The 24948-nt window shown below is 65.4% G+C and carries 22 protein-coding genes; 13 read left to right on the forward strand and 9 right to left on the reverse strand.

Translation table 11 applies throughout. The features are described 5' to 3' along the window. The first annotated feature begins 3 nt into the window (after positions 1-3). From RCH10_RS06500 to RCH10_RS06560, 13 genes are all read left to right on the forward strand, one after another. Positions 4-1509 (forward strand): UDP-N-acetylmuramoyl-L-alanyl-D-glutamate--2,6-diaminopimelate ligase, encoded by a 1506-nt coding sequence (locus RCH10_RS06500; RefSeq protein ID WP_409051985.1) that lies wholly within the window; start codon positions 4-6, stop codon positions 1507-1509. Next, a complete protein-coding gene (gene murF, locus RCH10_RS06505) occupies positions 1506-2972 on the forward strand; it encodes a UDP-N-acetylmuramoyl-tripeptide--D-alanyl-D-alanine ligase (RefSeq protein WP_409051760.1) in 1467 nt (488 codons plus the stop codon). The genes RCH10_RS06500 and murF overlap by 4 nt, the downstream gene beginning before the upstream one ends. Before the next feature lie 18 nt (positions 2973-2990). Then, positions 2991-4169: a phospho-N-acetylmuramoyl-pentapeptide-transferase gene (gene mraY / locus RCH10_RS06510; RefSeq protein WP_187054349.1), complete on the forward strand. Its 1179-nt coding sequence runs from the start codon at positions 2991-2993 to the stop codon at positions 4167-4169. Between the two features lie 10 nt (positions 4170-4179). After that, positions 4180-5901: a UDP-N-acetylmuramoyl-L-alanine--D-glutamate ligase gene (gene murD / locus RCH10_RS06515; RefSeq protein WP_409051761.1), complete on the forward strand. Its 1722-nt coding sequence runs from the start codon at positions 4180-4182 to the stop codon at positions 5899-5901. Further along, positions 5898-7199 carry a putative lipid II flippase FtsW gene (gene ftsW, locus RCH10_RS06520; RefSeq protein WP_409051762.1) on the forward strand — a complete coding sequence of 434 codons (1302 nt, stop codon included), beginning with the start codon at positions 5898-5900 and terminating at the stop codon, positions 7197-7199. The genes murD and ftsW overlap by 4 nt, the downstream gene beginning before the upstream one ends. Then, positions 7196-8311: an undecaprenyldiphospho-muramoylpentapeptide beta-N-acetylglucosaminyltransferase gene (gene murG / locus RCH10_RS06525; RefSeq protein ID WP_409051763.1), complete on the forward strand. Its 1116-nt coding sequence runs from the start codon at positions 7196-7198 to the stop codon at positions 8309-8311. Before ftsW ends, murG begins: the two co-directional genes overlap by 4 nt. Further along, positions 8308-9783: a UDP-N-acetylmuramate--L-alanine ligase gene (murC, locus tag RCH10_RS06530; RefSeq protein WP_409051764.1), complete on the forward strand. Its 1476-nt coding sequence runs from the start codon at positions 8308-8310 to the stop codon at positions 9781-9783. The genes murG and murC overlap by 4 nt, the downstream gene beginning before the upstream one ends. Further along, positions 9780-10751 carry a D-alanine--D-alanine ligase gene (locus tag RCH10_RS06535; RefSeq protein WP_409051765.1) on the forward strand — a complete coding sequence of 324 codons (972 nt, stop codon included), beginning with the start codon at positions 9780-9782 and terminating at the stop codon, positions 10749-10751. The genes murC and RCH10_RS06535 overlap by 4 nt, the downstream gene beginning before the upstream one ends. Beyond that, positions 10751-11599: a cell division protein FtsQ/DivIB gene (locus tag RCH10_RS06540; RefSeq protein ID WP_187054355.1), complete on the forward strand. Its 849-nt coding sequence runs from the start codon at positions 10751-10753 to the stop codon at positions 11597-11599. Before RCH10_RS06535 ends, RCH10_RS06540 begins: the two co-directional genes overlap by 1 nt. Positions 11600-11620: 21 nt before the next feature. Then, a complete protein-coding gene (gene ftsA / locus RCH10_RS06545) occupies positions 11621-12850 on the forward strand; it encodes a cell division protein FtsA (protein ID WP_409051766.1) in 1230 nt (409 codons plus the stop codon). 168 nt (positions 12851-13018) lie between these two features. Next, positions 13019-14236 (forward strand): cell division protein FtsZ, encoded by a 1218-nt coding sequence (gene ftsZ, locus RCH10_RS06550; RefSeq protein ID WP_187054357.1) that lies wholly within the window; start codon positions 13019-13021, stop codon positions 14234-14236. Positions 14237-14340: 104 nt separating this feature from the next. Continuing rightward, the gene (gene lpxC / locus RCH10_RS06555; RefSeq protein WP_409051767.1) at positions 14341-15264 is read left to right on the forward strand and encodes a UDP-3-O-acyl-N-acetylglucosamine deacetylase; all 924 of its coding nucleotides are present in this window, start codon (positions 14341-14343) and stop codon (positions 15262-15264) included. A gap of 38 nt (positions 15265-15302) precedes the next feature. After that, positions 15303-15479, forward strand: coding sequence for a hypothetical protein (locus tag RCH10_RS06560; RefSeq protein WP_187054359.1), 177 nt, complete (start codon positions 15303-15305; stop codon positions 15477-15479). Positions 15480-15500: 21 nt separating this feature from the next. Here RCH10_RS06560 and oxlT read toward each other — a convergent pair whose 3' ends face one another. The 9 genes from oxlT to RCH10_RS06605 form a co-directional block, all read right to left on the reverse strand. Then, positions 15501-16784, reverse strand: coding sequence for an oxalate/formate MFS antiporter (gene oxlT, locus RCH10_RS06565; RefSeq protein WP_409051768.1), 1284 nt, complete (start codon positions 16782-16784; stop codon positions 15501-15503). 342 nt (positions 16785-17126) lie between these two features. Next, on the reverse strand, positions 17127-17771 hold the full coding sequence (locus tag RCH10_RS06570) for a Pr6Pr family membrane protein (RefSeq protein WP_409051769.1): 645 nt from the start codon (positions 17769-17771) through the stop codon (positions 17127-17129). Positions 17772-17817: 46 nt separating this feature from the next. Further along, entirely contained in the window at positions 17818-18363 is a 546-nt protein-coding gene (gene ruvC / locus RCH10_RS06575; protein ID WP_323500040.1) for a crossover junction endodeoxyribonuclease RuvC, read from the reverse strand. A gap of 25 nt (positions 18364-18388) precedes the next feature. Next, a complete protein-coding gene (locus tag RCH10_RS06580) occupies positions 18389-19423 on the reverse strand; it encodes a phosphatidate cytidylyltransferase (protein ID WP_409051770.1) in 1035 nt (344 codons plus the stop codon). Positions 19424-19448: 25 nt separating this feature from the next. Further along, entirely contained in the window at positions 19449-20330 is an 882-nt protein-coding gene (locus RCH10_RS06585) for a lysophospholipid acyltransferase family protein (RefSeq protein WP_409051771.1), read from the reverse strand. A 28-nt stretch (positions 20331-20358) separates the two neighbouring features. Beyond that, positions 20359-21132: a transglycosylase domain-containing protein gene (locus tag RCH10_RS06590; RefSeq protein WP_323494856.1), complete on the reverse strand. Its 774-nt coding sequence runs from the start codon at positions 21130-21132 to the stop codon at positions 20359-20361. A 12-nt stretch (positions 21133-21144) separates the two neighbouring features. Continuing rightward, complete coding sequence (gene aroE / locus RCH10_RS06595) at positions 21145-21981, reverse strand: shikimate dehydrogenase (protein ID WP_409051772.1); 837 nt, start codon at positions 21979-21981, stop codon at positions 21145-21147. Positions 21982-22011: 30 nt separating this feature from the next. Next, positions 22012-22860: an energy transducer TonB gene (locus tag RCH10_RS06600; RefSeq protein WP_409051773.1), complete on the reverse strand. Its 849-nt coding sequence runs from the start codon at positions 22858-22860 to the stop codon at positions 22012-22014. A gap of 16 nt (positions 22861-22876) precedes the next feature. Next, positions 22877-24937: a ribonuclease catalytic domain-containing protein gene (locus RCH10_RS06605; RefSeq protein ID WP_409051774.1), complete on the reverse strand. Its 2061-nt coding sequence runs from the start codon at positions 24935-24937 to the stop codon at positions 22877-22879. Between the last annotated feature and the right edge of the window lie 11 nt (positions 24938-24948).

Here is a 24948-nt window from a genome sequence, read left to right on the forward strand (position 1 = left end):
CCGATGACGATGCTCACCAACCCGGCCGAAGCGGCAACATGGCTCAAGTCGCGCGTGCGCGGCGTGCTCCATGCCGACAGCCGGCCGGTCGGCACGGGCGACGGCTTCATCGCCTGGCCAGGTGCGGCAACCGATGGCCGCAAGCATGTGGCGGCAGCGCTGGCGCAGGGCGCGGCGGCCTGCCTGGTCGAGCAGGAGGGCGTCGACGCTTTCGGGTTCGAAGACGATGCCATTGCCAGTGAAGCCATCGCCAGCTACGCAGGCCTGAAGGCGGCGACCGGCCCGATCGCCGCCGCCTACTACGAGGCGCCATCGCGCGCGCTCGACATCCTGGCCGTGACCGGCACCAACGGCAAGACATCCACCGCGTGGTGGCTGGCGGAGGCGCTGATGCAGGCGCGCAAGGCGCCGTGCGGTGTCGTCGGCACACTCGGCATCGGCGTGCCACCGGATCTGAACTACACCGGCCTGACGACGCCCGACCCTGTCGTGTTGCAGCGTGAACTGCGCGGCTTCGTCGATCGCGGTTTTGGCGCCTGCGCTATCGAGGCGTCGTCTATCGGCATCGCCGAGCGACGTCTGGACGGCACGCGCATCGCCGTCGCCGTGTTCACCAATTTCACGCAGGACCACCTCGACTACCACGGCGACATGGACGCCTACTGGCAGGCCAAGGTCGAGCTATTTCGCTGGCCTGGCCTGCGAGCGGCGGTGGTCAATCTCGACGACGTGCACGGCGCCAGCCTGGTGGGCAATCTCGTCGAGGCCGGCGTCGGTTCGCTCGATGTGTGGACCGTATCGGCTGCCGGCGCCCCCGCTCGATTGATGGCAAAAGACATCGGCTACGACGCGGCGGGATTGCGGTTTTCTGTGGTCGAGCAGGGTGCGCCGAGCCAGCGGCTCGCGACCCAACTGATCGGCCAATACAACGTCGACAACCTGCTCGGCGTACTCGGCACCTTGCGCGCCCTGGGCGTGGGCCTGGCCGATGCTGTCGATGCCTGCCGCCACTTGAGCAGCGTGCCTGGCCGCATGGAGCGCATCAGCGTTCCGGGTCATCCACTCTCGGTGATCGACTACGCGCACACGCCCGACGCGCTCGACAAGGCGCTGGCCGGACTGCAGCCGCTCGCCCAGCAACGTGGCGGCGCGCTGTGGTGCGTGTTCGGCTGCGGGGGCGATCGGGACGCCATGAAGCGGCCGCTGATGGCCGCCGTGGCCGAGACGCGCGCCGACCGGCTGGTCGTGACCAGCGACAACCCGCGCAGCGAAAAGCCAGGCTCGATCATCAGTCAGATCCTGCTCGGGCTGGCCAATCCTGATGCCGCACAAGTCGAGGTGGACCGCGCCGCCGCCATTGCCGAAACGCTGGCGCAGGCAAAGCCCGAAGACGTCGTGCTGATCGCCGGTCGTGGTCATGAAGCGTGGCAGGAGATCGCCGGTGAACGCATCGCGTTTTCGGACCGCACGCATGCGGTCGACGCGCTCACGCGACGAGGTGCCGCATGAGCGCCGCGCCGATGCACTCGCCGATGATGACGTTGGGTCAGGTTCAGCAATGGCTGCCTGGGTCGAAGCTGATCGGTGACGCCGCCACGCCGATTCAGCGTGTGCACACCGACACCCGCACGCTGGGTGTCGGCGACCTGTTCGTCGCACTCAAGGGCGAGCGCTTCGACGCCAACGACTTCCTGGCCGATGCCAAGGCGGCCGGCGCGGTCGCAGCCATCGCGCACGGTGGGGTCGAAGCCGCAGGCCTCTCCGGAATCGAAGTGCCCGACTCGCTCGCCGCACTCGGCGAGCTTGCCACCGGCTGGCGCTCGCAGTTCGAGCTGCCGCTGGTAGCGGTGACCGGTAGCAACGGCAAAACCACCGTCACCCAGATGATCGCGGCGATCCTGCTCGCGGCCTGCGACGATCGTGCGCTGGCCACCGCTGGCAACTTCAACAACGAGATCGGCGTGCCGCTCACGCTGCTGCGCTTGCGTGGTTGCCACACGCGTGCAGTCGTCGAACTCGGCATGAACCATCCGGGCGAGATCGCGCGCCTGGCCGCGATGGCGCGTCCGACCATCGCACTGGTCAACAACGCCCAGCGCGAGCACCAGGAATTCATGGCGACTGTGGAAGCCGTGGCGCAAGAAAACGGTGCCGTATTGACCGCGCTGCCGGCCAACGGTACGGCCGTGTTTCCGTTTGGCGATATTTTCACCGCGCTCTGGAGCGACCTGGCGCGAGCGGGTGCTTCGCGCCGCTGCCTGACATTTGGCGAGCACGAGAGTGCCGACATCGCGCTGCTGGCCGCCGACTGGCAAGACGGTGCCTGGCGTCTCGCGGCGCGCACGCCGATCGGGCCGCTGCAATGCACGCTGCGCATCGCCGGTCGGCACAACGTCACCAATGCCCTGGCGGCTATCGCCTGTTCGCTGGCGAGTGGCGTTTCGCTGGAAAAGATCGTCGAAGGGCTCGATGCGTTCGAGCCAGTGAAGGGGCGTTCGCGTGCCAGCGCGCTGCGGCTCGCGAATCAACAGGTGATCACGCTGATCGACGACACCTACAACGCCAACCCCGACTCCGTGCGCGCAGCTATCGAGGTGCTCTCTGCATTGCCGGGACCGCGCCTTCTGGTGATGGGCGACATGGGCGAGGTCGGCAATCAGGGTGCGGGCTTTCATGCCGAGGTCGGCGCCTGGGCGCGCCAGCGCGGCATCGAGACATTCTTTGCACTCGGGCAGGACTCGAGGCACAGCATCGACGCCTTTGATGCGCGGACCGACGTCACGCGCCGCCTGGTCGGCGAGCATTTCAGCGACATCGAAGCGCTCAACGCCGCAGTGCTCGCCGCGCTGCCGAACGTGGCCAGCGTACTCGTCAAGGGCTCGCGCTTCATGCGCATGGAGCGCGTAGTGCAGGCCATAGAGGCAACGACCAAAACAACGAGCAACAACGAGGAGGCCGGACATGACGCATGAACCGCGCACGCACGCACCATGCTGATGAGCCTGGCCCAATGGTTGCAAACCCTGTCCCCCGAGTTCGGGTTTTTGCGCGTGTTCCAGTACCTGACGTTTCGGGCGCTAATGGCCGCGACCACTGCGTTGCTGATCGGCCTGGCGGTGGGCCCGTATGCCATTCGGCGTCTGACCGCACTCAAGATCGGGCAGCCGATTCGCGGCTACGGCATGGACTCGCATTTGACCAAGAGCGGCACGCCGACGATGGGCGGTGTGCTGGTGCTGTTCTCGATCGCCTTCGCGACGCTGCTGTGGTTCGACCTGTCGAACCGATTCGTCTGGATCGTGCTCTGGGTAACGCTGGGTTTCGGCGCCATCGGCTGGGTCGACGACTGGCGCAAGGTGGTGCGCAAAGACCCCGAAGGCATGCGCTCGCGCGAGAAGTATTTCTGGCAGTCGGTGGTCGGCCTGGTGGCCGGCTTCTATCTGCTCTTCAGCATTTCGGAAAGCTCCAATTGGCGCGTGGTCGAGTTGTTCTACGCCTGGGTGCGCTCGGGATTCGACTTGAGTTTTCCGCCCAAGATCAATCTGCTGGTGCCGTTCTTCAAAGAGGTGAGCTACCCACTCGGCGGCATCGGCTTCGTCATCCTCACCTACCTCGTGATCGTGGGCTCCAGCAACGCGGTCAACCTGACCGACGGGCTCGACGGGCTGGCGATCATGCCGGTCGTCATGGTGGGCTCGGCGCTCGGCGTGTTCGCGTACGTCACGGGAAGCTCCGTGTACTCGCGCTACCTGCTGTTTCCGCACATCCCGGGCTCGGGCGAATTGCTGGTGTTCTGCTCGGCGATGGCCGGCGCGGGGCTCGCCTTCCTGTGGTTCAACACACACCCCGCGCAGGTCTTCATGGGCGACGTCGGCGCGCTGGCTTTGGGCGGCGCGCTCGGCACCATCGCGGTCATCGTGCGGCAGGAAATCGTCTTCTTCGTGATGGGCGGCATCTTCGTGGTCGAAGCGATCTCGGTCATGGCGCAGGTCACGTACTTCAAGTACACCAAGAAGCGCTATGGCGCCGGACGGCGCGTGCTCAAGATGGCGCCGCTGCACCACCACTTCGAAAAAAGCGGCTGGAAAGAGACGCAAGTCGTCGTGCGTTTCTGGATCATCACGATGCTGCTGTGCCTCGTCGGTCTGTCGACACTGAAGCTGCGCTAGACAAGAACCGATGAAGCACCTTCAAGATCTTCACGTGCTCGTTCTGGGCCTCGGTGCGTCCGGCCTGGCGATGGCACGCTGGTGCGCGCGCCACGGCGCGCTCGTGACCGTCGCCGACACGCGTGAAGCGCCGCCGCAACTTGCGATGCTGCAGCAGGATGTGCCTGGCGCGACATTCGTCGGCGGCGCGTTCACTGCAGCGCTGGTCGAGGGCGCGCCGGTGCGTGCGGTATATCGCTCGCCGGGGCTGTCGCCGGAAGCGATCGCGCCGGTCGCCGATGCGGCGCGCGCGATGGGCCTGCCGGTCGCCGGTGAACTCGACCTGTTCGCGCAGGCGCTCGCCGATCTGCGCATCGCGCCGGACGTGCCTGAAGTGCCTGAAGTGCCTGTCGAGGAAACCGTCGCGGAGCCGACGCCGGTCGAGCCGGAAGCCGAAGCCGGCGAACAGACGGACGACGACGTAGAGGCCGATCTCGAAGTTGCCGTCGCGTTGGCCGAAGACGATGAAGAAGCTGCCGTAGCGCCGTTGGCCGTCATCGTTCCGCCCGAAGCGCTTAAAGGCTACACCCCCGCCGTACTCGCTGTCACCGGCACCAACGGCAAGACGACCGTCACTGCGCTCACAGGTCAACTGGTCGAGCGCGCCGGGAAGACGGTCGCGGTTGCCGGCAACATCGGCCCGACACTGCTCGACACGCTGGCTGCGCACATGGATGCCGACACGCTGCCGCAGGTGTGGGTGCTCGAACTCTCCAGCTTCCAGCTCGACGGCGTGCAGGGCTTCGAGCCAACGGCCGCGGTCGTGCTCAACGTCACGCAAGACCACCTCGACTGGCACGGCGACATGGTGGCCTATGCGGCTGCCAAGGCGCGGGTTTTCGGCGCACGTGGCCCGATGATCCTGAATCGCGACGACGCCACGGTGATGGCGATGTTGCCGCCGCCCGTGCGGGCCAAGCTGCAGCGCCCGCAAGTGCGCGCGCATGTGACCTTCGGCGGCACCATGCCGCTGCGTCCGGGCGACTACGGCATCGAGCAGATCAACGGCATGGGCTGGCTGGTGCGTGCACTCGAAGCCGACGAAACGCAAAAGCGCAAACGTGGTGCGGCGGTCGAAGAAGAGATTTTCATGCAGCGCCTGATGCCGGCCAACGCGCTGCGCATTCGCGGCCAGCACAACGCGCTCAACGCGCTCGCGGCACTGGCGCTCGCCACCGCGGCCGGCTGCCAGCTTGCGCCGATGCTCTACGGCCTGCGCGAGTACCGCGGCGAGCCGCACCGCGTCGAGTCGATCGCCACCGTGGACGAAGTCGAGTACTTCGACGACAGCAAGGGCACCAATGTCGGTGCGACCGTGGCCGCGCTCAACGGCCTGGGTGCCGAACGCAAGCTGGTCGTGATCCTCGGGGGCGAGGGCAAGGGGCAGGACTTTTCGCCGCTCGCCGAACCGGTGCGCAACTTTGCGCGTGCCGTGGTGCTGATCGGGCACGACGCGCCACTCATCACCGAGGCACTCGCGTCTACCAACGTGCCCTTGGTCCAGGCCGCATCGATGGACGAAGCTGTGCAGCTCGCAGCCCGTAGCGCGCGGCCGAGCGATGCGGTGCTGCTGTCGCCGGCGTGCGCCAGCTTCGACATGTTCCGCGACTACGGCCACCGTGCGGCGGTGTTCCGCGACGCGGTGCAGGCGCTGGCCGATATGCCGCGCGAAACTTCGGGAGCGCCGGCATGAACACCAGTTCCGCGACGTTGCACACTTCCGATGTCGCACCGGGCCGCTTTGGTGGCTGGTTCGGCCGCGCCAAACGCAGCATCGATGCGTTGCCGATCCATCTACCGGTGCATCTCGGCAGCGCCGGCACCACGCAAACCAAAGCCGCGCCGATGCGCGTGCTCGGCTTCGACCAAGCGCTGGTCTGGGTCACGATTGCCCTGCTCGCATGGGGCATGGTGATGGTCTATTCGGCGTCCATCGCGCTGCCCGACAACCCGCGCTTCATCCGCCAGGGTTACGGCCCCTACTTCTTTTTGACGCGCCACATCGCCTCGCTGATCGTCGCCTTCATCGCCGCGTTGCTGACCTTCCAGATCCCGATGAAGACCTGGGAGCGCGTTGCGCCCTGGCTGTTCGTCGTCTCGCTGCTGCTGCTGGTGGCGGTACTCATTCCGCACGTCGGCATCAGCGTCAACGGCGCGCGCCGCTGGTTGCCGCTGGGCTTCATGCGCTTCCAGCCGTCGGAGCTCGCCAAAGTCGCGATGGTCTTGTATGCCGCCAGCTACATGGTGCGCAAGATGGAAATCAAGGAGCGCTTCTTCCGCGCCGTGCTGCCGATGGGCGTTGCAGTCGTGGTGGTCGGCATGCTGCTGCTGGCCGAGCCCGACATGGGCGCCTTCATGGTGATCGCCGTCATCGCGATGGGCATCCTGTTTCTGGGCGGCGTCAACGCACGCATGTTCTTCGTGATCGCCATGCTGGTGGTGATGGCCTTTGCCTCTATCGTGGCGTCGAGTTCGTGGCGACGCGAGCGCATCTTCGCGTACCTCGATCCGTGGAGCGAGCACAACGCGCTCGGCAAGGGCTACCAGCTGTCCCATTCGCTGATCGCCATCGGTCGCGGCGAGATCTGGGGTGTCGGTCTGGGCGGCAGCGTCGAAAAACTGCACTGGTTGCCGGAAGCGCACACCGACTTCTTGCTGGCTGTCATCGGCGAAGAGTTCGGCCTGGTCGGCGTGCTGCTCGCCATCGGCCTCTTCTTGTGGCTGACGCGCCGGGTCATGCACATCGGCCGCCAGGCCATCGCGCTCGACCGCGTGTTCTCCGGCCTGGTCGCGCAGGGCATCGGCATCTGGATCGGGTTTCAGACTTTCATCAACATGGGCGTGAACCTGGGCGCATTGCCTACCAAGGGCCTCACGCTGCCGTTGATGAGCTTCGGTGGTTCGGCCATTCTGTTCAACCTGATCGCGCTGGCTGTGGTGCTGCGCATCGACTACGAGAACCGCGTGCTGATGCGCGGCGGTCGCGTATGAGCGCAGTCATCCATCGCACCGCGCTGGTGATGGCCGGCGGCACCGGAGGACACATCTTCCCGGGACTGGCCGTGGCCGAAGCCTTGCGCACGCGCGGCTGGAACGTGCATTGGCTCGGCGCGCCGGGCAGCATGGAAGAAAAGCTCGTGCCACCGCGCGGCTTCGCTTTCGAGCCGGTGCAGTTTGGCGGTGTCCGCGGCAAAGGCCCGCTCACCTTGCTGCTTCTGCCGATGCGCCTGTTGCGCGCCTTGCTGCAAAGTATCGCGGTGCTGCGCCGCGTGCGGCCCGACGTGGTGGTCGGCCTCGGTGGCTACATCACTTTCCCGGGCGGCCTGATGAGCGTGCTGCTCGGCAAGCCGCTGGTGCTGCACGAACAGAACTCGGTGGCTGGCCTCGTCAACAAGGTGCTGGCGAGCGTTGCCAACCGCGTTTTCACCGCGTTCCCCAATGTGTTGAAGAACGCGACGTGGATCGGCAACCCGCTGCGCGAGGCCTTCCTGCAGCAACCGGCGCCCGCCCTGCGTTTTGCCGGCCGCAGCGGGCCGCTCAAGTTGCTGGTGGTCGGCGGCAGCTTGGGCGCCAAGGCGCTCAACACCATCGTGCCGAAAGCGCTCGCAATGATCGCGCCGGCCGTTCGGCCGACCGTCGTACATCAGAGCGGCGCCAAACAGATAGACGAGCTGCGTGCCAACTACGCGGCCGCCGGCGTGCGGGGCGAACTCACACCCTTCATCGAAGACACCGCTCGTGCCTATGCCGATGCCGACCTCATCGTCGCGCGTGCGGGCGCCAGCACCGTGACTGAAATCGCGGCCGTCGGCGCAGCAGCGCTGTTCGTGCCTTTTCCTTCGGCGGTGGACGACCACCAGACCACCAACGCGCACTTTCTTGTCGACGCGGGCGGCGGCTGGATCGTTCAACAATCCGAACTGACCCCTGAATTGCTGGCCGACTTGCTACAAAAAACCGAACGCGCCACGCTGGTGGACAAAGCTTCCAGGGCTAAGACGATGCAGAAAACCGAGGCTGTCGAAGCAGTCGTGCGCGCCTGTGAAGAACTCGCCGCGAAGCGGGCGGAGAAGAAGTCGTTGAAGAAGGAGGCTCGCCCATGAAGCACGCCATTCGTCACATCCATTTCGTCGGCGTCGGCGGTGTCGGCATGAGCGGCATCGCAGAGATATTGCTGAACCTCGGCTACCGCATTTCGGGCTCCGACCTGTCCGACAGCGCCACGCTCAAGCGGCTGACGAGCCTCGGCATCACGACCTTCGTCGGGCACGACGCGTCGAACATCGCCGGCGCCGATGCGGTGGTCACGTCGACCGCCGTGCAGGCCGACAACGCCGAAGTGCTGGCCGCGCGCGAGAAGCGCATTCCGATCGTGCCGCGTGCTTTGATGCTGGCCGAGCTGATGCGCCTGAAGCAGGGCATCGCCATCGCCGGCACGCATGGCAAGACGACAACGACGAGCCTGGTCGCGAGCGTGCTCGCCGCCGCGGGGCTCGACCCGACCTTCGTCATCGGCGGTCGCTTGAACAGCGCGGGCGCCAACGCCAAGCTCGGCAGCGGCGACTACATCGTGGTCGAGGCCGACGAGTCGGACGCTTCGTTTCTGAACTTGCTGCCGATCATGGCGGTGGTCACGAACATCGACGCCGACCACATGGAGACCTACGGGCACGATTTCGCGAAGCTGAAAAAAGCCTTTGTCGATTTCCTGCACAAGATGCCGTTCTACGGCGTTGCCATCCTTTGCACCGACGACGAAGCGGTGCGCACCATCGTGACCGAGGTGTCGTGCCCGGTGACCAGCTACGGCTTCAACGAAGACGCGCAAGTGCGCGGTGTGAATGTGCGTGCCGTCGGCGGCCAGATGCACTTCACCGCGCAGCGCCGCAACGGCATCACGCTGCCGGACCTGGACATCGTGCTGAACCTGCCGGGCGAGCACAACGTGCTGAACGCGTTGTCTGTCATCGCGGTCGCGGTCGAGCTCAACGTGCCAGACGAAGCGGTGCAGCGCGGCCTGGCCGACTTCAAGGGCGTGGGCCGCCGCTTCCAGAGCTACGGCGATGTGCCGGTGCAGGCCGTGCAAGGCACGCACGCCACCGGCAGCTTCACCGTCATCGACGACTACGGGCACCACCCTGTAGAGATGGCCGCGACCATCGCCGCGGCGCGCGGTGCCTTCCCCGGCCGCCGCTTGATGCTGGCGTTTCAGCCGCATCGCTACACCCGCACGCGCGATTGCTTCGAAGACTTCGTCAAGGTCATCGGACAAGCCGATGCCGTGCTGCTGGGCGAGGTCTATGCCGCGGGCGAGCAGCCGATCGTGGCCGCAGACGGCCGCTCGATGGCGCGCGCACTGCGGGTTGCCGGCAAGGTCGAGCCGGTGTTCGTCGACGACATCCTCGCGATGCCGCGAGCCATTCTGGACAATGCGCGCGAAGGCGATGTCGTGATCTGCATGGGAGCTGGATCGATCGGTGCGGTGCCGGGCAAGGTTGTCGAACTCGGCGGTGGCGCAGCGGGTGCCGTACCGGCCAAAGACGAGCGCTTCACGCGCGAAGGACGGGCGCTATGAACCTCTTTCACGAACCGGCTGCTTTCGGCAAGGTCGCCGTGCTCTTCGGCGGTACCTCGGCCGAGCGCGAAATCTCGAACTTGTCGGGCGCCGGCGTGCTGCAGGCGCTGCAATCGCGCGGGGTCGATGCGCACGCGTTCGATCCGTCGGTGCGTGAGCTGGTCGCGCTCAAGCACGAAGGCTTCACGCGCTGCTTCATCGCGCTGCACGGTCGCCATGGAGAAGACGGCACGGTGCAGGGCGCGCTGGAACTGCTCGGCATTCCGTACACGGGCTCGGGCGTGATGGCTTCGAGCGTGGCGATGGACAAGGTCATGACCAAGCGCATCTGGCAAGCAGATGGCCTGCCGACGCCCAAGTACATGCGCCTGGCGTTCGATCAGCAAAGCCGCGAGCAGATTCTCGCCGTGCCCGATGTGTTGGGCCTGCCGCTCATCGTCAAGCCGCCACGCGAAGGCTCGTCCATCGGCGTGACCAAGGTCAGGAGTTATTCGGAAATGCAGGACGCGGTGTCGTTGTCCGCGAAGTACGACACCGATGTGCTGTGCGAGGAATTCATCGAAGGCGAGGAAGTGACCTGCGCCTTGCTCGGCCACGGCCTCGATGCGGAAGCGTTGCCGGTGGTGCGCATCGCCGCACCCGAAGGCGCCTACGACTACCAGAACAAGTACTTCACCGACGACGTCAAGTACCACTGCCCGAGCGGCCTGCCCGAAGCCGAAGAGCGCCACGTTCAGCAGATCGCGCTGGCGGCTTACCGCACGCTCGGGTGCCGCGGCTGGGGCCGTGCCGACGTGATGATCCGCGCCAGCGACCGCAAGGCGTTTCTGCTCGAGATGAATACGTCGCCCGGCATGACCACGCATTCGCTGGTGCCGATGTCGGCGCGCGCCGCAGGCATCGACTACCCCGACTTGTGCCTGCGCATCCTGGCGTCGGCTTCGCTCGATTCGAAGGGAGTGCATTGATGGCAGATGCGCTCCCCGTGCCGTTCGACGTCAAGATCATGAACATCACCGCGACGCTCATGTTCGCGCTGGTGGCCGTCATGTTGCTGGCGGCGGGCGCGTGGTGGGTGCTGCGTCAGCCGTTCTTCCCGATCGCGGCGATCAAGGTCGACGGCGAGGTGACGCACAACAACGCCATCACGCTGCGCGCCAACGTCGCGCCGCAACTGGCGGGCAACTTCTTCACCGTCGACCTGGCCAAGGCCCGGACGGCATTCGAGTCGGTGCCATGGGTCCGCAAGGCGGTGGTGCGGCGCGAGTTCCCCGACAAGCTGCGGGCCACGTTGACCGAACAAGTGCCGGTCGCGCACTGGGGCGAAGAAGCCGATTCGAAACTGGTCAACGGCTTCGGCGAGGTGTTCGAAGCCAACGTTGCCGAGGTCGACGATTCGCTGCCGCGTCTGCAAGGGCCCGGCGACAAGGCCGGCCCTGTCCTCGGCATGTACCGCGTACTCGAGCCGCTGTTCGCGCCCTACGACCTGGTCATCGACGAGCTCGCGCTGTCGAGCCGTGGCAGCTGGGAAGCCACGCTCGACACCGGCGCCGTGATCGAACTCGGCCGCGGCCAGAGCGAGGAAGTGGCGGCACGGACCCAGCGCTTCTTGAAGACCGTGACGCAGGTCGCGGGCCAGTACGGCCGCTCGCTCTCTTCTGTCGAGAGTGCCGACCTGCGACACAACGATGCTTACGCGCTGCGCTTGCGCGGCGTCACCACGGGCGCGCCCGAACCGAAGCCTGCTGCAGCGGCCAAGCCAACGGCCAAACCTGCAGCCAAGCCTTCGGTCAAGCCGGCACCCAAGAAGAATTAAAGAACACCGAGGACATCTTCCATGCCCAAAGAATACAAAGACCTCGTCGTCGGACTCGACATCGGCACTGCCAAGGTGATGGTGGTGGTGGCCGAAGTGCTGCCGGGGGGCGAGCTCAAGCTGGCCGGGCTCGGCGTCGCGCCCAGCAACGGCCTGAAGCGCGGCGTGGTCGTCAACATCGACGCCACGGTGCAGAGCATCCAGCAGGCGCTGAAAGAGGCCGAGCTGATGGCCGACTGCAAGATCACCCGGGTCTATACCGGCATCACCGGCAGTCACATCCGCGGCATCAACTCCAGCGGCATGGTGGCGGTCAAGGACAAGGAAGTAACGCCCGCCGACGTCGCCCGCGTGGTCGAGACGGCACGTGCGATCAACATCTCCAGCGACCAGCGGCTGCTGTTGGTCGAGCCGCAGGAATTCGTGATCGACGGCCAGGATGTGAAGGAGCCGATCGGCATGAGCGGCATGCGGCTCGAAGCCAAGGTGCACATCGTGACCGGTGCCCAGAGCGCGGCCGAGAACATCATCAAGTGCGTGCGCCGCTGTGGCCTGGAAGTAGACCAGCTCATGCTGAATCCGCTGGCGTCGAGCCAGGCGGTACTGACCGAAGACGAGCGCGAACTGGGCGTGTGCCTGGTCGACATCGGCGCCGGGACGACCGACGTCGCGATCTTCACCAACGGCGCGATCCGTCACACCGCGGTGATCCCGATCGCCGGCGACCTGATCACCAGCGACATCGCGATGGCGCTACGTACCCCGACGAAGGACGCGGAGGACATCAAGGTCGAGAACGGCTACGCCAAGCAACTGCTGGCCGACCCGGACACGCAAGTCGAGGTACCCGGCCTGGGCGACCGCGGCCCGCGCATGTTGAGCAAGCAGGCGCTGGCCGGCGTGATCGAGCCGCGCATCGAAGAGATTTTCCAGCTGGTGCAGCAGGTGATCCGTGAATCCGGCTACGAAGAAGTGCTGTCGTCGGGCATCGTGCTCACCGGCGGTAGCGCGGTCATGCCCGGCATGGTCGAACTCGGCGAAGACATTTTCCTGAAGCCGGTTCGGCGCGGCATTCCGAAGTATTCGAGTGCGCTGTCGGACATGGTCGCTCAGCCGCGCGCCGCAACCGTCATGGGTCTGCTCGAAGAAGCCCGCTTCGCACGCATGAGGGGCTTCAAGGTGGCGCAAAAGAACGGTCCGGTAAAAACTGCTTTCGGACGTTTCAAAGACTTCATCGTGGGGAACTTCTGACCATGAAGCACCGTCCACTCTGGCTGGCACGCGCCGGGCCCCCCCGTCATTTCAACGAGCGATGGCGACGCACCGGGCCGCCATCCTGACGTCATCCGGTGACTCGCTAGATCTCAAAAGAATTCATCCCCTAAACAAACGGCAACTGCAAATTCACGGAGTTAAAAAATGGCCATCGAAATGATCGAAGTCGAAGAATTCAACCAGGGCACGCAGATCAAGGTGATCGGTGTCGGCGGCGGCGGCGGCAACGCGGTCGCCCACATGATGGAGCGCGGCGTTCAGGGTGTGCAGTTCGTCTGCGCCAACACCGACGCGCAGGCGCTCACGCGCAGCAACGCGCACAAGATCATCCAGCTCGGCACCAGCGGCCTCGGCGCCGGCAGCAAGCCCGACCGGGGCCGTGAAGCCGCCGAAGCCGCGGTGGACGACATCCGCGCGGCCATCGACGGCGCGCACATGCTCTTCATCACCGCCGGCATGGGCGGCGGCACGGGCACCGGCGCGGCGCCCGTGATCGCGCGCATCGCCAAGGAGATGGGCATCTTGACCGTCGGCGTGGTCACCAAGCCCTTCGACTGGGAAGGCGGTCGCCGCATGACCAACGCCGATGCCGGCCTGGCCGAGCTCGAAGCCAATGTCGATTCGTTGATCGTCGTGCTAAACGAAAAGCTGCTCGATGTGCTGGGCGACGACATCACGCAGGACGAAGCTTTCGCGCACGCCAACGACGTGCTGAAGAACGCCGTCGGCGGCATCTCTGAAATCATCAACGAGTACGGCGGCGTCAACGTCGACTTCGAAGACGTGCGCACCGTGATGGGCGAACCGGGCAAGGCCATGATGGGCACCGCTGCGGCGGCCGGCCCCGACCGTGCGCGCATCGCAGCCGAGCAGGCCGTTGCTTGCCCGTTGCTCGAAGGCATCGACCTGTCCGGCGCCAAGGGCGTGCTGGTGTTGGTGACGGCATCCAAGGGCTCGCTCAAGCTGAACGAATCGAAGCTCGCGATGAACACCATCCGCGCCTACGCCTCGCCGGATGCGCACGTGATCTACGGCGCGGCGTACGACGAAACGCTGGGCGACGAAATGCGCGTGACCGTGGTCGCCACCGGCCTGTCGCGGCAAGACGCGCGCCGTCAGGCGCCGACGCTGGAAGTTATCCGCACCGGCATGGGCACGGGCACCGATGGTCCTTTCAACGTGCCGACGCTGGGCGGCATGGGCCAGACCGGCGCGCACGGCAAGCCCAACTACGAAGGCATGGCAGTGCCGAGCGTGTGGCGCACCAACCGCACCATGGCCGCGGCCAAGGTCGATGCGTTGTCTTCGGGCGGCATGGACGACTTCGAAATCCCCGCTTTCCTCCGCCGCCAGGCGGATTGATGACGGCAAAAGCGGCGTGAGTTCAACGTGACTTCCGCGTGACTATTGCGGGCATAGCCAGGCGCACGGCGCGCCTGGCGTCTGGCGCTTCTAGAATCGCCGTCGTGTTGCAACAACGAACGCTCAAGACCATCAGCCGCGCCGTCGGCGTGGGGCTGCACAGCGGACAACGCGTCGAGTTGACGCTGCGGCCGGCGCCGGTCGATACGGGCATCGTCTTCAGACGCACCGATTTGCCAGAGCCCGTCGAGATCCGCATGACGGCCGAAGCGGTGACCGACACGCGGCTGGCCTCGACCATTTCGACCGGGGGCGCCAAGGTGCAAACGGTCGAGCACCTGATGTCGGCCTGTGCCGGGCTGGGCATCGACAATCTTTACATCGACATCACGGCCGACGAGGTTCCGATCCTCGATGGGTCCGCGTCGTCCTTCGTTTTTTTGCTGCAAAGCGCAGGCATCGAACTGCAGAAGGCGGCGCGCAAGTTCATTCGCGTCACGCGCAAGGTCGAAGTGCGCGAGGGCGAGGGCGCCAACGAGAAGTGGGCGTCGCTCGAACCCTTTCATGGCTACAAGCTCGCCTTCCAGATCGACTTCGATCACCGGGTCGTGAACCTGACGGGTCAGCGCTTCGAGTTCGACCTGGGCAGCGGTTCTTACAGCCGAGACATCGCACGGGCCCGCACCTTCGGCTTCACCAAAGAGGTCGAATACATGCGCAGCAAGGGCTTGGCGCTCGGCGGCGGTCTCGACAACGCCATCGTGATGGACGACACCAAGGTGCTGAACGCTGGCGGTCTCCGCTACGACGACGAACTGGTCAAGCACAAGATCCTCGACGCGATGGGCGACCTTTACATCGTCGGTCATCCGCTGCTGGCGTCTTACACGGCGTTTCGTTCAGGCCACGCCATGAACAACAAGCTGCTGCGCGAACTCATCTCCCACAAGGACGCGTGGGAGATCGTGACGTTCGACGACGTGAAGAAGGCTCCGGCCGGCTTCGCGGAAGTCGAACGCGCCTGGTAGGCGACGGGTCGCGACCGGTTTTTCGAGCGCCACGATCGATGCTGCTTTTTCGCTGGGCTATCCTGCTTTTCCTGCTGATGGCGGGCGTGTCCTTTGCGTTCTACGCGGGCACCGGCCAGGTCAAGTACCGCCGCTTCGGCTGGATCGTTTTGAAGTGGACATTGCTCGCTGCGTTCGGCTTCTTCGCCGTGCTGATCGCTGAACGCGTGGCCTGAGCGGCCAACGCGCCATCGCCCTCACTTGATCGTTGCGGTGTCCGCGAGATAGCGGCGGCGCCAGGGTTTGAGCACCAGCAGCGCCAGCAGGGCGGCGATGATGTCGAGCGTGATCGCGGTAGCGAACACCGGATGCCAGCTGCCGGTCTTCTCGTGCATCAGCGCTGCCATCGGGCCGCCGAGGATCGAGCCGATACCTTGCGAGATGTAAAGCCAACCATAGTTGGCGGTGGCGTGCTGCGTGCCGAAGGTATCGGTCAGCGTCGATGGAAAGAGCGAAAAGATCTCGCCCCAGCCGAAGAACACCACACCAGACAACAGCACGAACAGCACTGCGTTCTCTCGCGTCAGAAGCCAGAGTGTCATGGCCACGGCTTCCAACGCAAAAGCGAAGAACATGGTGTTCTCACGGCCCACGCGATCGGAAATCCAGCCGAAGAAGGGGCGGGTGAGGCCATTGGTGAGGCGGTCGATGGTGAGCGCCAGCGGCAGCGCCGCCAGGCCGAATACCAGCACGCTGGCCACGCCGAAATCGCGCGAGAAACTGGCCATCTGCGACGTGACCATCAGGCCCGAAGTCGACATCATGGTCATCATGCAGAACATCAGCCAGAACAATGGATTGCGCAGCATCTGACGCGGCGCGAGGTCGGTGCCCGTGGTCTGCTGGGCGTGCAGAGGTGCAGCACGCTTCAAGGCAGGGTCGGGCGAGCGCAGCGCCTGTGAGGCAATCACGCCGACGAGCGCGAACACCAGTCCGAACTGCCAGAGCGTGCTTTCCAGGCCCTGGCCGGCCAGCGCCGAGGCAATCGGAAAGGTCGTCAGGATCGCGCCCATACCGTAGCCCGCAGCCACCATGCCGACCGCGAAGCCGCGGCGGTCCGGGAACCAGCGCACCATCTGGCCGACGACGCCGATGTAGACGATGCCGGTGCCCAGGCCGCCGATCAGACCGTAAGTGAGGTAGAGCATGCCGATGCTGGAGGCCTGCGAGGCCAGCATCCAGCTGAGGCCCGACAGCAGCGTGCCGATAGAGATCAGTCGGCGCGCGCCGAAGCGCTCGATCAGCCGACCCTGGAACGGGGCGAAGAAGGTCTGCAACACGATCAACATGGAGAAGGTGATCTGCAGTTGCGACAAGGGCACGCCGAGCTTGGTCGACAGCGGCTTGGTAAAGAGCGTCCAGACGTATTGCGGACTGGAGATCGCCATCATGCAGATCAAACCGATCAGCAACTGGAACCAGCGGTTGTGCAGGAGTCCCGTCGTACTGGCCGGCGCCGAGGTATTGGCGAAAGTGGTCATGGTCTTTCTATCGTGGGAGGGAGGAGGCGAAAAGCGTTCCCATGCGGCCACGCTACCGTCGCTGCGCGGGTGGAGTGGGCCGCCGGGTCGAGTGAAAAGCTGCAGCCGCGGCTCTGCCGGTTGACGCCGCTCCGTGCATCAAGCGTGTGGGGTGCCGCAGCCGTGCCACGGCTGCTCCGGGTAGAAGGAAGATGCATTGCGATTGCGTCGCTCGGGTATTGCGTCTGATTTATGAACGCATAAATCTCGAGCAGACGCAGTGCACGATTCATGCCTATTTACGACATGAGAATTCCCGATAAAAGAACGAGGCGCGGGGCAACGCCGCACCAGCTCCGTGCGTCAGCCGAAGCGCTTGCGTCGCGCCCGCGCGTTCGACACCGCGACCAGGATCAGGCCCAGCACCACGAAGCACACCAGCAGCCCTAGCGCATTGAGCAGCGCCTGGCCATAGCCGATGGCCAGCACGTCGATGAACGGATACGGATACGACTGCAGCACCTCGCCTCGCAACAGCGCGTAAGCGAGGTAGCCGACCGGGTACAGGCACCACACCAGCGGCGCCCACCACGGCAGGCGATGGCCCGGAAGCACAAGCAGCCAGTGCAGGAAGAACAGGATCGGCATCACGTAGTGCAGCAGCATGTCTGCGATCCACTGCATGCCTTGCGGCGCCCAGACGTGGCGCAGCAGCAAGTGGTACACGATGCCGACGACCAGGATGCTGGCGACGGCGCAGCCTTGGACCATGGGCCTCGCCGCGAAGCGTCCGATGGTGGAGTCGGGCGCCACGAGTGGCAGCAGCAGTGCCAGCGCGACGAAGAGATTGGTCAGCACCGTGAAGTAACCGAGGTAGATCACGATGCCCATCAGCGCCGGCTTGCCACTCGCGGCGGTCATGCCGACCGACAGGTTCAGCTGCAACAGCAGGGCGAACCACGCGATGATGCAAAGAGCGAAGCTGGACTGGCGTGCGGTGGGCGTCATGGGTGCGTTGTGTTCGAAGGCCGTGGATCGGCGGTTTGTCTGCTGCTCATCGGCTGCGGCCGGCGCGATATTGGCCGCTGGGCGGTTGCGAACCCGTCGCTTCGGCCAGCCGCGCCAGCGAGCGCCCAACGTGGGCGTGCGTGATCGCGATGCCGAGTGCATCGGCCGCATCGCTGCCGGGCAAACCCGGCAAGTTGAGCAAGCGCTTGACCATTTCCTGCACCTGCGTCTTGGCTGCATTGCCATGGCCAGCCACGGCCTGCTTCATCTGCAGCGCGGTGTACTCGGCCACGCTGAGGTTGCAGGTGACCAGCGCCGTGAGGCAGGCACCGCGTGCCTGGCCCAGCAACAGCGTCGACTGCGGATTGACGTTGACGAACACGATCTCGACCGCCGATGCATCGGGCTGGTAGCGCGCCGCGACTTCGCCGATGCCGTCGAACAGCACCTTGAGACGCGCCGGCAGGTTGGTGCGCTCCAGATGTTTCGTGCTGATGGTGCCGCTCGCGACGTACCTTAGCGCGTGGCCGTCTACATCGACCACGCCGAAGCCTGTGGTCTGCAGGCCGGGGTCGATGCCGAGGATGCGCATGAAAAAACAGTGTCGGGTGCTGCGGCTAGACGCCGAAGTACCAGCGCACCGAATGAAAGAACACAGGCGCCGCGAAGCACAGTGCATCGACGCGGTCGAGCAGCCCGTTGGCGCCGGTCACGCCCATGCCCTTCGGACCCCAGTTGGGAATGCCGCGGTCGCGCTTGAGCGCCTTCATGACGAGGTGCCCCATCGACCCGGCGACGCAGGCGATCAACGACATCGCCAGCGCCTGGCCGTAGCCGAACGGCGTGATGAAAGACATCAGCGCGCCGACCACGCTGGCGATCGCCATGCCGACCGCCCAGCTGACCCAGTTGAAGCTCTGGCTCACGTTGGGCGCGAACGGTTCGCGCTGTAGCCAGCGCCACATCCTGGGGCCTGCATCGAGCGGCGAATAGGCGAAGCGGCGCGCGATCAAGTGCTGCACCACCATGCAGGTCTGCACCACGAACACCAGGAAGAACACGAGGAACGCGCTCTTGCCTTCGAAGCCCGGGAACGACAGCAACAGCAATGCCGGCACGTGGCTCATGCCGTAGACACAGACCGTGATGCCCCACTGCAGCTTGGCGTTGCGTTCGAGAAACTGGTGAGGGTCGTTCGACAGCGCGCTCACCACCGGAATGGCAAGGAACACGTAGACCGGGATGAACACGGTGAAGAGGTCGAAGCGCGCCGTCGCGACCAGAATGAACTGGATCGGCAGCACCACGAAAAACGCCAGGATCAAACTGCGATGGTCTCCGCGCCGCGTCGGCGACAGTGTGATGAACTCTCGCAGCGCCAGGAACGAGATCAGCGCGAAGAGCAGCGTGGCGACGCCTTCCCCAAGCGCCCAGCCGACCCAGAACACGACCACCATGAACCAGGTGGTGCTGAGCAGTTGCTGAAAGACCTTGAGCTCGCGTCGCCACGATTCGCTGTGCATCGCGTTGCGCCGTTCGCGCAGGCTGATCAAAAAGGTGACGGTGCTGACGATGGCTAGCACGCCGAACACCAGGAGGAAGAGGGCAGCGACCTGGTGGGCCGGCGAAAGGTCGCGCAAGAAATGGTTCATCTCGATGGCTGGATCGATGCGGGAGTCAAACGCTGCGCAGCGCGACGACGGCCTCACGCGCGCGATCGAGAAACGGGCGGCGCTCCTCGCCTTCTTCGAGCCGGATGGGCGCGCCGAAGGTGACCGAGCACAGGATCGGCACCGGCACCACTTCGCCCTTGGGCATGACGCGCTGGATGTTGTCGATCCAGGCCGGCACCAACACCACCTCGGGGAACAACTGCGCCAGCGTGAAGAGGCCCGACTTGAACTTTTGCGGTTCGCCGGTATGGCCGCGCGTGCCTTCGGGGAAGATGATGATCGAGTCGCCGCTGGTGAGGGCTTCGATCAGCGGAGCAAGCGGGTCGGCGGCTTCCGGTGCGGGCGAGGCTATCGCATCGGATGCAGTTGCAGTTGCAGTTGCAGTTGCTGCCGATGAAGCCGACGCGTCGGGCTCTGTCGACGGCAATGCAATCAGAGGCAGTTGAACCGCCTTGACTGCGAACGCCGCCGGTGCCGGTGGCGGCACCTGGATCATGAACGGCTCTATCGGGTCCATCGAGGGTTCGATGCGCGCGGTCGGTATGAGGGTTGGAACGGCAGGCTTGGTGGATGCCGATGCGGCCGGCGCAGAAGGCACTAACGGTGCTCCGCCGCGCTCCACGTACACCGCGTTGAACACCTCGGTCGTGATCCAGCGCTTGAACGGTGTGTTGGCCCAATAGTCGCGCGCCGCAATGGGCCGCGTGATACTGCGCAGCTCTTCGGGCAGGGCCGCCCAGATCATCACGAGGTCGGCATGGCTTTGGTGGTTGGCAAAGTAGATGCGCTGTTCGGCCTTGGGCGGGCATCCGTACCAGCGTGCCTGTGCCCCGGTCAATAACCGCACCACTCCCAACAACAACCAACCCGTCAACTTCGCCAGCATGGGCGCGATGATAAGGGGGCGGTACCGTTCAGGGCACGTCGGCCGACGGCATGCGCGCGACGATCGTCGCAGCGCGGCCGCTGATGTAGGCCGAGCCGGGTCGACGCTCGAAGAACTTCGGGCTCGGCAGCATCACCGCCAGCCGAGCGGCCTCGGTGGCGCTGAGGCGCGACGCGGACTTGCTGAAGTAGCGCTGCGATGCCGCTTCAGCGCCGAACACGCCTTCGCCCCATTCGACGCTGTTCAGGTACAGCTCCAGGATGCGCTGCTTGCTCAAGAGCGTTTCCAGCACCGTCGCGAGCATCAGCTCCTGACCCTTGCGCAGGAGGGTGCGTTCGCCCGACAGAAAGAGGTTCTTGGCAAGCTGCTGAGTGATGGTCGAGCCACCGCGCAGCTTGGCCGTTTGCGGCGACTTGCCGCGCGCGATGGCGGCGGCGGCGCGCCGTGCCGCAATCTCTTCAGCCTTGGCGTTGCGCTGGCGGGCTCGTTCGATGGCTTCCCATTCGACGCCCTGGTGGTAGATGAACTCACCGTCTTCGCTGGCAATGACCGCGCGCTTGAGCGTGTCGGAAATCTGCGCGTACGGCACCCAGCGTTGCTGCCAGGCGCGGTCGCCGGCGCGGCTTCCGCTCGCGTCCCCGTTGCTGCGTCCGCGTGTCGCAATCTGCCAGGCTTCGGAGCGCTGGAAAGCTGTCGACTGTGGATCGATCACGGCCATCAACGCGATGCGCGCGACAAAAAACAACTGCAGCGCGATGGCCGCGACGATGAGGCACATGAGCCAGGTGAAGAAAGCGCGCATTGGTTGAGCTGCTCACCCAACCAGCGCACGCAATTCAGCGAGCACTTGCGCTGCCGGCGGCCGCACGCCACGCCATATCTCGAAGGCCTCGGCCGCCTGTTCGACCAGCATGCCGAGGCCGTCTCGCGGCACCGCACCGTGTGCGCGCGCCCATGCCATGAAGCCGGCCGCCGAGGGCCCGTACATCATGTCGACGGCCAAGGTGCCGCGCTTCAATACGCTGGCCGCAACGGGCACCTCGCCACCCGCCAGGCTAGACGCCGTGGCGTTGACGACGACGTCGAAAGCGCCCCCGATGGTGTGCAGCGCTTGCGCTTCGAGGCTCGCGTGATGCTGGAGCGCCAACACTGCATGCCGCTGGACCAGCACGATGGCTTTGGCCAGCGTGCGGTTGGCGACGACGACGCGGCGCGCACCGGCTTCGAGGATCGGGCCGAGCACGCCGGCCGAGCCGCCACCGGCGCCGATCAGCAGCACGTCGCAACCTGCGAGCGCCACGTCGGCGTTGCGTTGAATGTCGTTCACCAGGCCGATGCCGTCGGTGTTGTCGCCATGCATGCCATCCTTGCGAAAGCTCAACACATTGACCGCTTGCGCCAACGTGGCGCGCGGCGTCACATGCTGCGCGAGTCGCGCCGAGTCGAACTTGAACGGCACGGTGATGTTGCAGCCACGTGCTGTGCCGGAAGTGTCGGCACGAAACGCCGACACCGCTGCATCGAAACCGTCCATCGGCACCAGCCGGCGCTCATAGCGCAAGGCCTGGCCAGTGAGTTCCGCAAAGCGCGCATGAATCCACGGCGAGCGGCTGTGCTCGATCGGGTTGCCCATCACGCAGTACAGGTCCATGGTGGTTTCGGGCGGCCTGGCTCGATGCGATTACTTGGACGACAGCTCGGTCGTTTCGTCGCGCGTGAACTTGAAGCGCGACGGCAACGCGATCTGGTCGGTCTGCTTGCGCATCGCGTCGGTAAAGCGGCCGAAGTTGCCGATACTTCGCACGATGGCTTGCGCACGCCGATCGAGCAACGCGTTGCCCGAGCTCTCGACGATCTCGGTGCTCACGATGCTTCCGTCGAAGTTGACGGTAACCAGCATCGTCAGCTGGCCGTACATCTTCTTGCCGGCCGCTTCGGGGAAGTTCTCGGTGCCGCGCTGCTCGATTTGGCGTCGCAGTGCGTCGACGTACGCGGCGTACGCGGCCTCTCGGGTGGCCGGGCTGATGTAGCGCTTCTTGGGTCGCGCGTTTTCTTCGTTGACCCGGCGCTCGATCTCGGCCAGCAGGTTGACCAACTGCTTGCGCTTCTCTTCGCGCGCCGCGGCCTCGCTCGGGTTGCCGCTGTGGCGCGGATCGGGCAGCGGCATGGCAGCCAGCTGCTGCTTGATCTGGGTGAGCAGCATCATCTGCTGCGCCTGCATGGCCTCGACCTCGCGCTGCGCATCTTCGGTGGCGTCGCCGATGGCGCGGAACTCGCTCGGCGGCAACGGGCTGGTGGCACGCCCTTTTTCGAGGTCGCCGCCGCCAGCCAGCGACGTTTGCGCAATCGCCGTGGCTTTGTCGGGCTTCTCGTTGCTGCGCGCATTGACCAAAATCACTTCGAGAGGCGTCTCGCTGAAGACGCGATTGAAGGCTTCAGGGTCGACAAACCGCACGGTGAGCAGTACAGCGTGCGCCAGGACCGAAAGCCCCAGCGCGATCTGCAGCGTGCTCAGGTCCTTGAGGTTCATTTCGCTGCGCTCATGCTCATGCGGGTGCGTTCTCCGCTGCCTTTTCTGGTGCTGCCTCGCCGTCGCTCATGTCGACCGCGATGGCGATCGGGCCGGCGACTTCGTCGTCCTCTTCGCCCGATTCTTCTTCCATGTCAGCCGCCACCACATCGAGCCGCTCGAGCACGGTGCCGTTCACGTCGAGGGCGATCTCGTCGATCTCGCCGAGCTTGACGCGCAGGTGCGCACCGCGTTCCTGCTGGCCGGCCACCGGAAAGACCAGCGGCAGCGAATCGGCCCGAACCAGGGCGCCGTTCTGGATGTCCTTGACGACGGTCACGGTCAGCTCGGTGATGCCTTGCTGCTGCAGATACTTGAGCGTCCAGAAGCGCTCCATGCCGCCCTGGTAACCGTTGTAGGTCGCATAGGCGGCGTCGAAGCCCGACAGGATCGAGAACAGGTCGGCGTCCTTCGGCTTGAAGGGCGCAGCCAGCGCGGCTGTCTTGCCGTGGCGTGCGGCCGCGATGATCTGCCACTGGTTCACCAGGTCGGTGTAGCGGCGCAGTGGCGAGGTGCTCCATGCATAGCTCTTCACGCCCAGGCCGGCGTGCGGCAGCGAGCGCGTGCCCATCCGCACCTTGATGCCCGGCGCCATGCTGGCCTGGCTGCGGTACAGGCCCGGCACGCCGAGTTCGCCCAGCCAGGCGCCCCAGGTGCTGTTGGCCAGGATCATCGCTTCCGAAACGATCAGGTCGAGTGGCGCGCCGCGTTGCCGCGTAGTGATCGTCACCTGCTCGCTGCCTTGCGGCTCGCCATCGTTTCCGATCAGGCGGAAGTTGTAGTCGGGCCGGTTGAAGTTCTCGGGCTTGCCACGAACCACTTCGCGCTGCGCTTTCAGGTGCTTCGCCAGGCGGAACAGCACCGACAATGGACCGCGTAAACGTGCAGCAGCCTCTGGGGTGTCCGGGCTGACGAACGACGCGTCTTCGAGCCACGGCTGCGTGACCACCGTGTCGAGTTGATCGTGCCGCAGGTTGGCAACGATCGGAACGCGTTCGAGCTTGGTCTCGGTACCCTGCAGTGCCAGCGTCGCCTCGTCGAAGGTGGCGTAGAGCGACACGGCCGGCCGGTTGCTGCCTTCGAGCAGCGTGTAGGCATCGACCACCGCGTCGGGCAGCATCGTGATCTTGTAGCCGGGCATGTACACCGTCGACATGCGGTTGCGCGCCACCTGGTCGATGGCCCCGCCCGGCACCAACGCCAGGCCGGGGGCGGCGATGTGCACGCCGACAACGAGGGTGCCACTGCCGATGCCCTGCACTGAGAGCGCATCGTCGATTTCGGTCGTCTGCGAATCGTCGATCGAAAAGGCTTCTACCGTGGCCACCGGCAAGTCGTCGACGATGGCCGGTGCCTGCAGCGCCGGGAAGCCCGTGCCTTTGGGGAAGTTCTCGAAGAGGAACCGGCGCCAGTGAAACTGGTACGGCGAGTCGATGGCGCCCGCGCGTTCCAGCAGGTCGAGCGGCGCCAGTTGCGCGGCACGCGAAGCGTCGACCACCGCTTTGTACTCGGACGCGTTCTTGTCGGGCTTGAAGAGGATCTTGTAGAGCTGCTCGCGCACCGGCTGCGGGCATTCGCCGGCCACCAGCTGCGCCGCCCATTCGGCGATCTGCGCCAGCACCAGCTTCTTCTTTTCGATGCCGGCCAGGGCGGCCTGAACGATGTCGGCTGGCGCTTTCTTGAAGCGGCCCTTGCCGGCGCGGCGGAAGTAGTGCGGTGCATCGAACAGCGCGAACAGCGCGGCACCCTGCTGCGCCAGCGTCGGCTTGTCGCTGAAGTAGTCGGACGCCAGGTCGGGAAAACCGAACTCGCCTTCGGACGCGAATTCCCAGGCCAGGTCGAGGTCCATGGTGGCGGCCAGCGTGCGAGCCTCGGCGATCAGCTCGGCCGGCGACGGTTTCTCGAAGCGCAGCACGATGGCCGCGCTCTTGACCTTGAGTCGCTTGCCGGTGTCGAGCTCGACCTGCGCCGACGCTTCGGCCTCCGACAGCACGCGGCCGCCGAGGTACTTGCCGGCTTCTTCAAACAATACAAACATGGCGCAATTAT

This window comes from Variovorax sp. GrIS 2.14, assembly GCF_046115955.1.
GTDB lineage: Bacteria > Pseudomonadota > Gammaproteobacteria > Burkholderiales > Burkholderiaceae_C > Variovorax.

Coding starts and splice junctions, on each gene's coding strand:
- RCH10_RS06500 (WP_409051985.1), top strand. CDS start 4: ATGACGATGCTCACCAACCCGGCCGAAGCGGCAACATGGCTCAAGTCG.
- murF (WP_409051760.1), top strand. CDS start 1,506: ATGAGCGCCGCGCCGATGCACTCGCCGATGATGACGTTGGGTCAGGTT.
- mraY (WP_187054349.1), top strand. CDS start 2,991: ATGCTGATGAGCCTGGCCCAATGGTTGCAAACCCTGTCCCCCGAGTTC.
- murD (WP_409051761.1), top strand. CDS start 4,180: ATGAAGCACCTTCAAGATCTTCACGTGCTCGTTCTGGGCCTCGGTGCG.
- ftsW (WP_409051762.1), top strand. CDS start 5,898: ATGAACACCAGTTCCGCGACGTTGCACACTTCCGATGTCGCACCGGGC.
- murG (WP_409051763.1), top strand. CDS start 7,196: ATGAGCGCAGTCATCCATCGCACCGCGCTGGTGATGGCCGGCGGCACC.
- murC (WP_409051764.1), top strand. CDS start 8,308: ATGAAGCACGCCATTCGTCACATCCATTTCGTCGGCGTCGGCGGTGTC.
- RCH10_RS06535 (WP_409051765.1), top strand. CDS start 9,780: ATGAACCTCTTTCACGAACCGGCTGCTTTCGGCAAGGTCGCCGTGCTC.
- RCH10_RS06540 (WP_187054355.1), top strand. CDS start 10,751: ATGGCAGATGCGCTCCCCGTGCCGTTCGACGTCAAGATCATGAACATC.
- ftsA (WP_409051766.1), top strand. CDS start 11,621: ATGCCCAAAGAATACAAAGACCTCGTCGTCGGACTCGACATCGGCACT.
- ftsZ (WP_187054357.1), top strand. CDS start 13,019: ATGGCCATCGAAATGATCGAAGTCGAAGAATTCAACCAGGGCACGCAG.
- RCH10_RS06560 (WP_187054359.1), top strand. CDS start 15,303: ATGCTGCTTTTTCGCTGGGCTATCCTGCTTTTCCTGCTGATGGCGGGC.
- oxlT (WP_409051768.1), bottom strand. CDS start 16,784: ATGACCACTTTCGCCAATACCTCGGCGCCGGCCAGTACGACGGGACTC.
- RCH10_RS06570 (WP_409051769.1), bottom strand. CDS start 17,771: ATGACGCCCACCGCACGCCAGTCCAGCTTCGCTCTTTGCATCATCGCG.
- ruvC (WP_323500040.1), bottom strand. CDS start 18,363: ATGCGCATCCTCGGCATCGACCCCGGCCTGCAGACCACAGGCTTCGGC.
- RCH10_RS06580 (WP_409051770.1), bottom strand. CDS start 19,423: ATGAACCATTTCTTGCGCGACCTTTCGCCGGCCCACCAGGTCGCTGCC.
- RCH10_RS06585 (WP_409051771.1), bottom strand. CDS start 20,330: ATGCTGGCGAAGTTGACGGGTTGGTTGTTGTTGGGAGTGGTGCGGTTA.
- RCH10_RS06590 (WP_323494856.1), bottom strand. CDS start 21,132: ATGCGCGCTTTCTTCACCTGGCTCATGTGCCTCATCGTCGCGGCCATC.
- aroE (WP_409051772.1), bottom strand. CDS start 21,981: ATGGACCTGTACTGCGTGATGGGCAACCCGATCGAGCACAGCCGCTCG.
- RCH10_RS06600 (WP_409051773.1), bottom strand. CDS start 22,860: ATGAACCTCAAGGACCTGAGCACGCTGCAGATCGCGCTGGGGCTTTCG.
- RCH10_RS06605 (WP_409051774.1), bottom strand. CDS start 24,937: ATGTTTGTATTGTTTGAAGAAGCCGGCAAGTACCTCGGCGGCCGCGTG.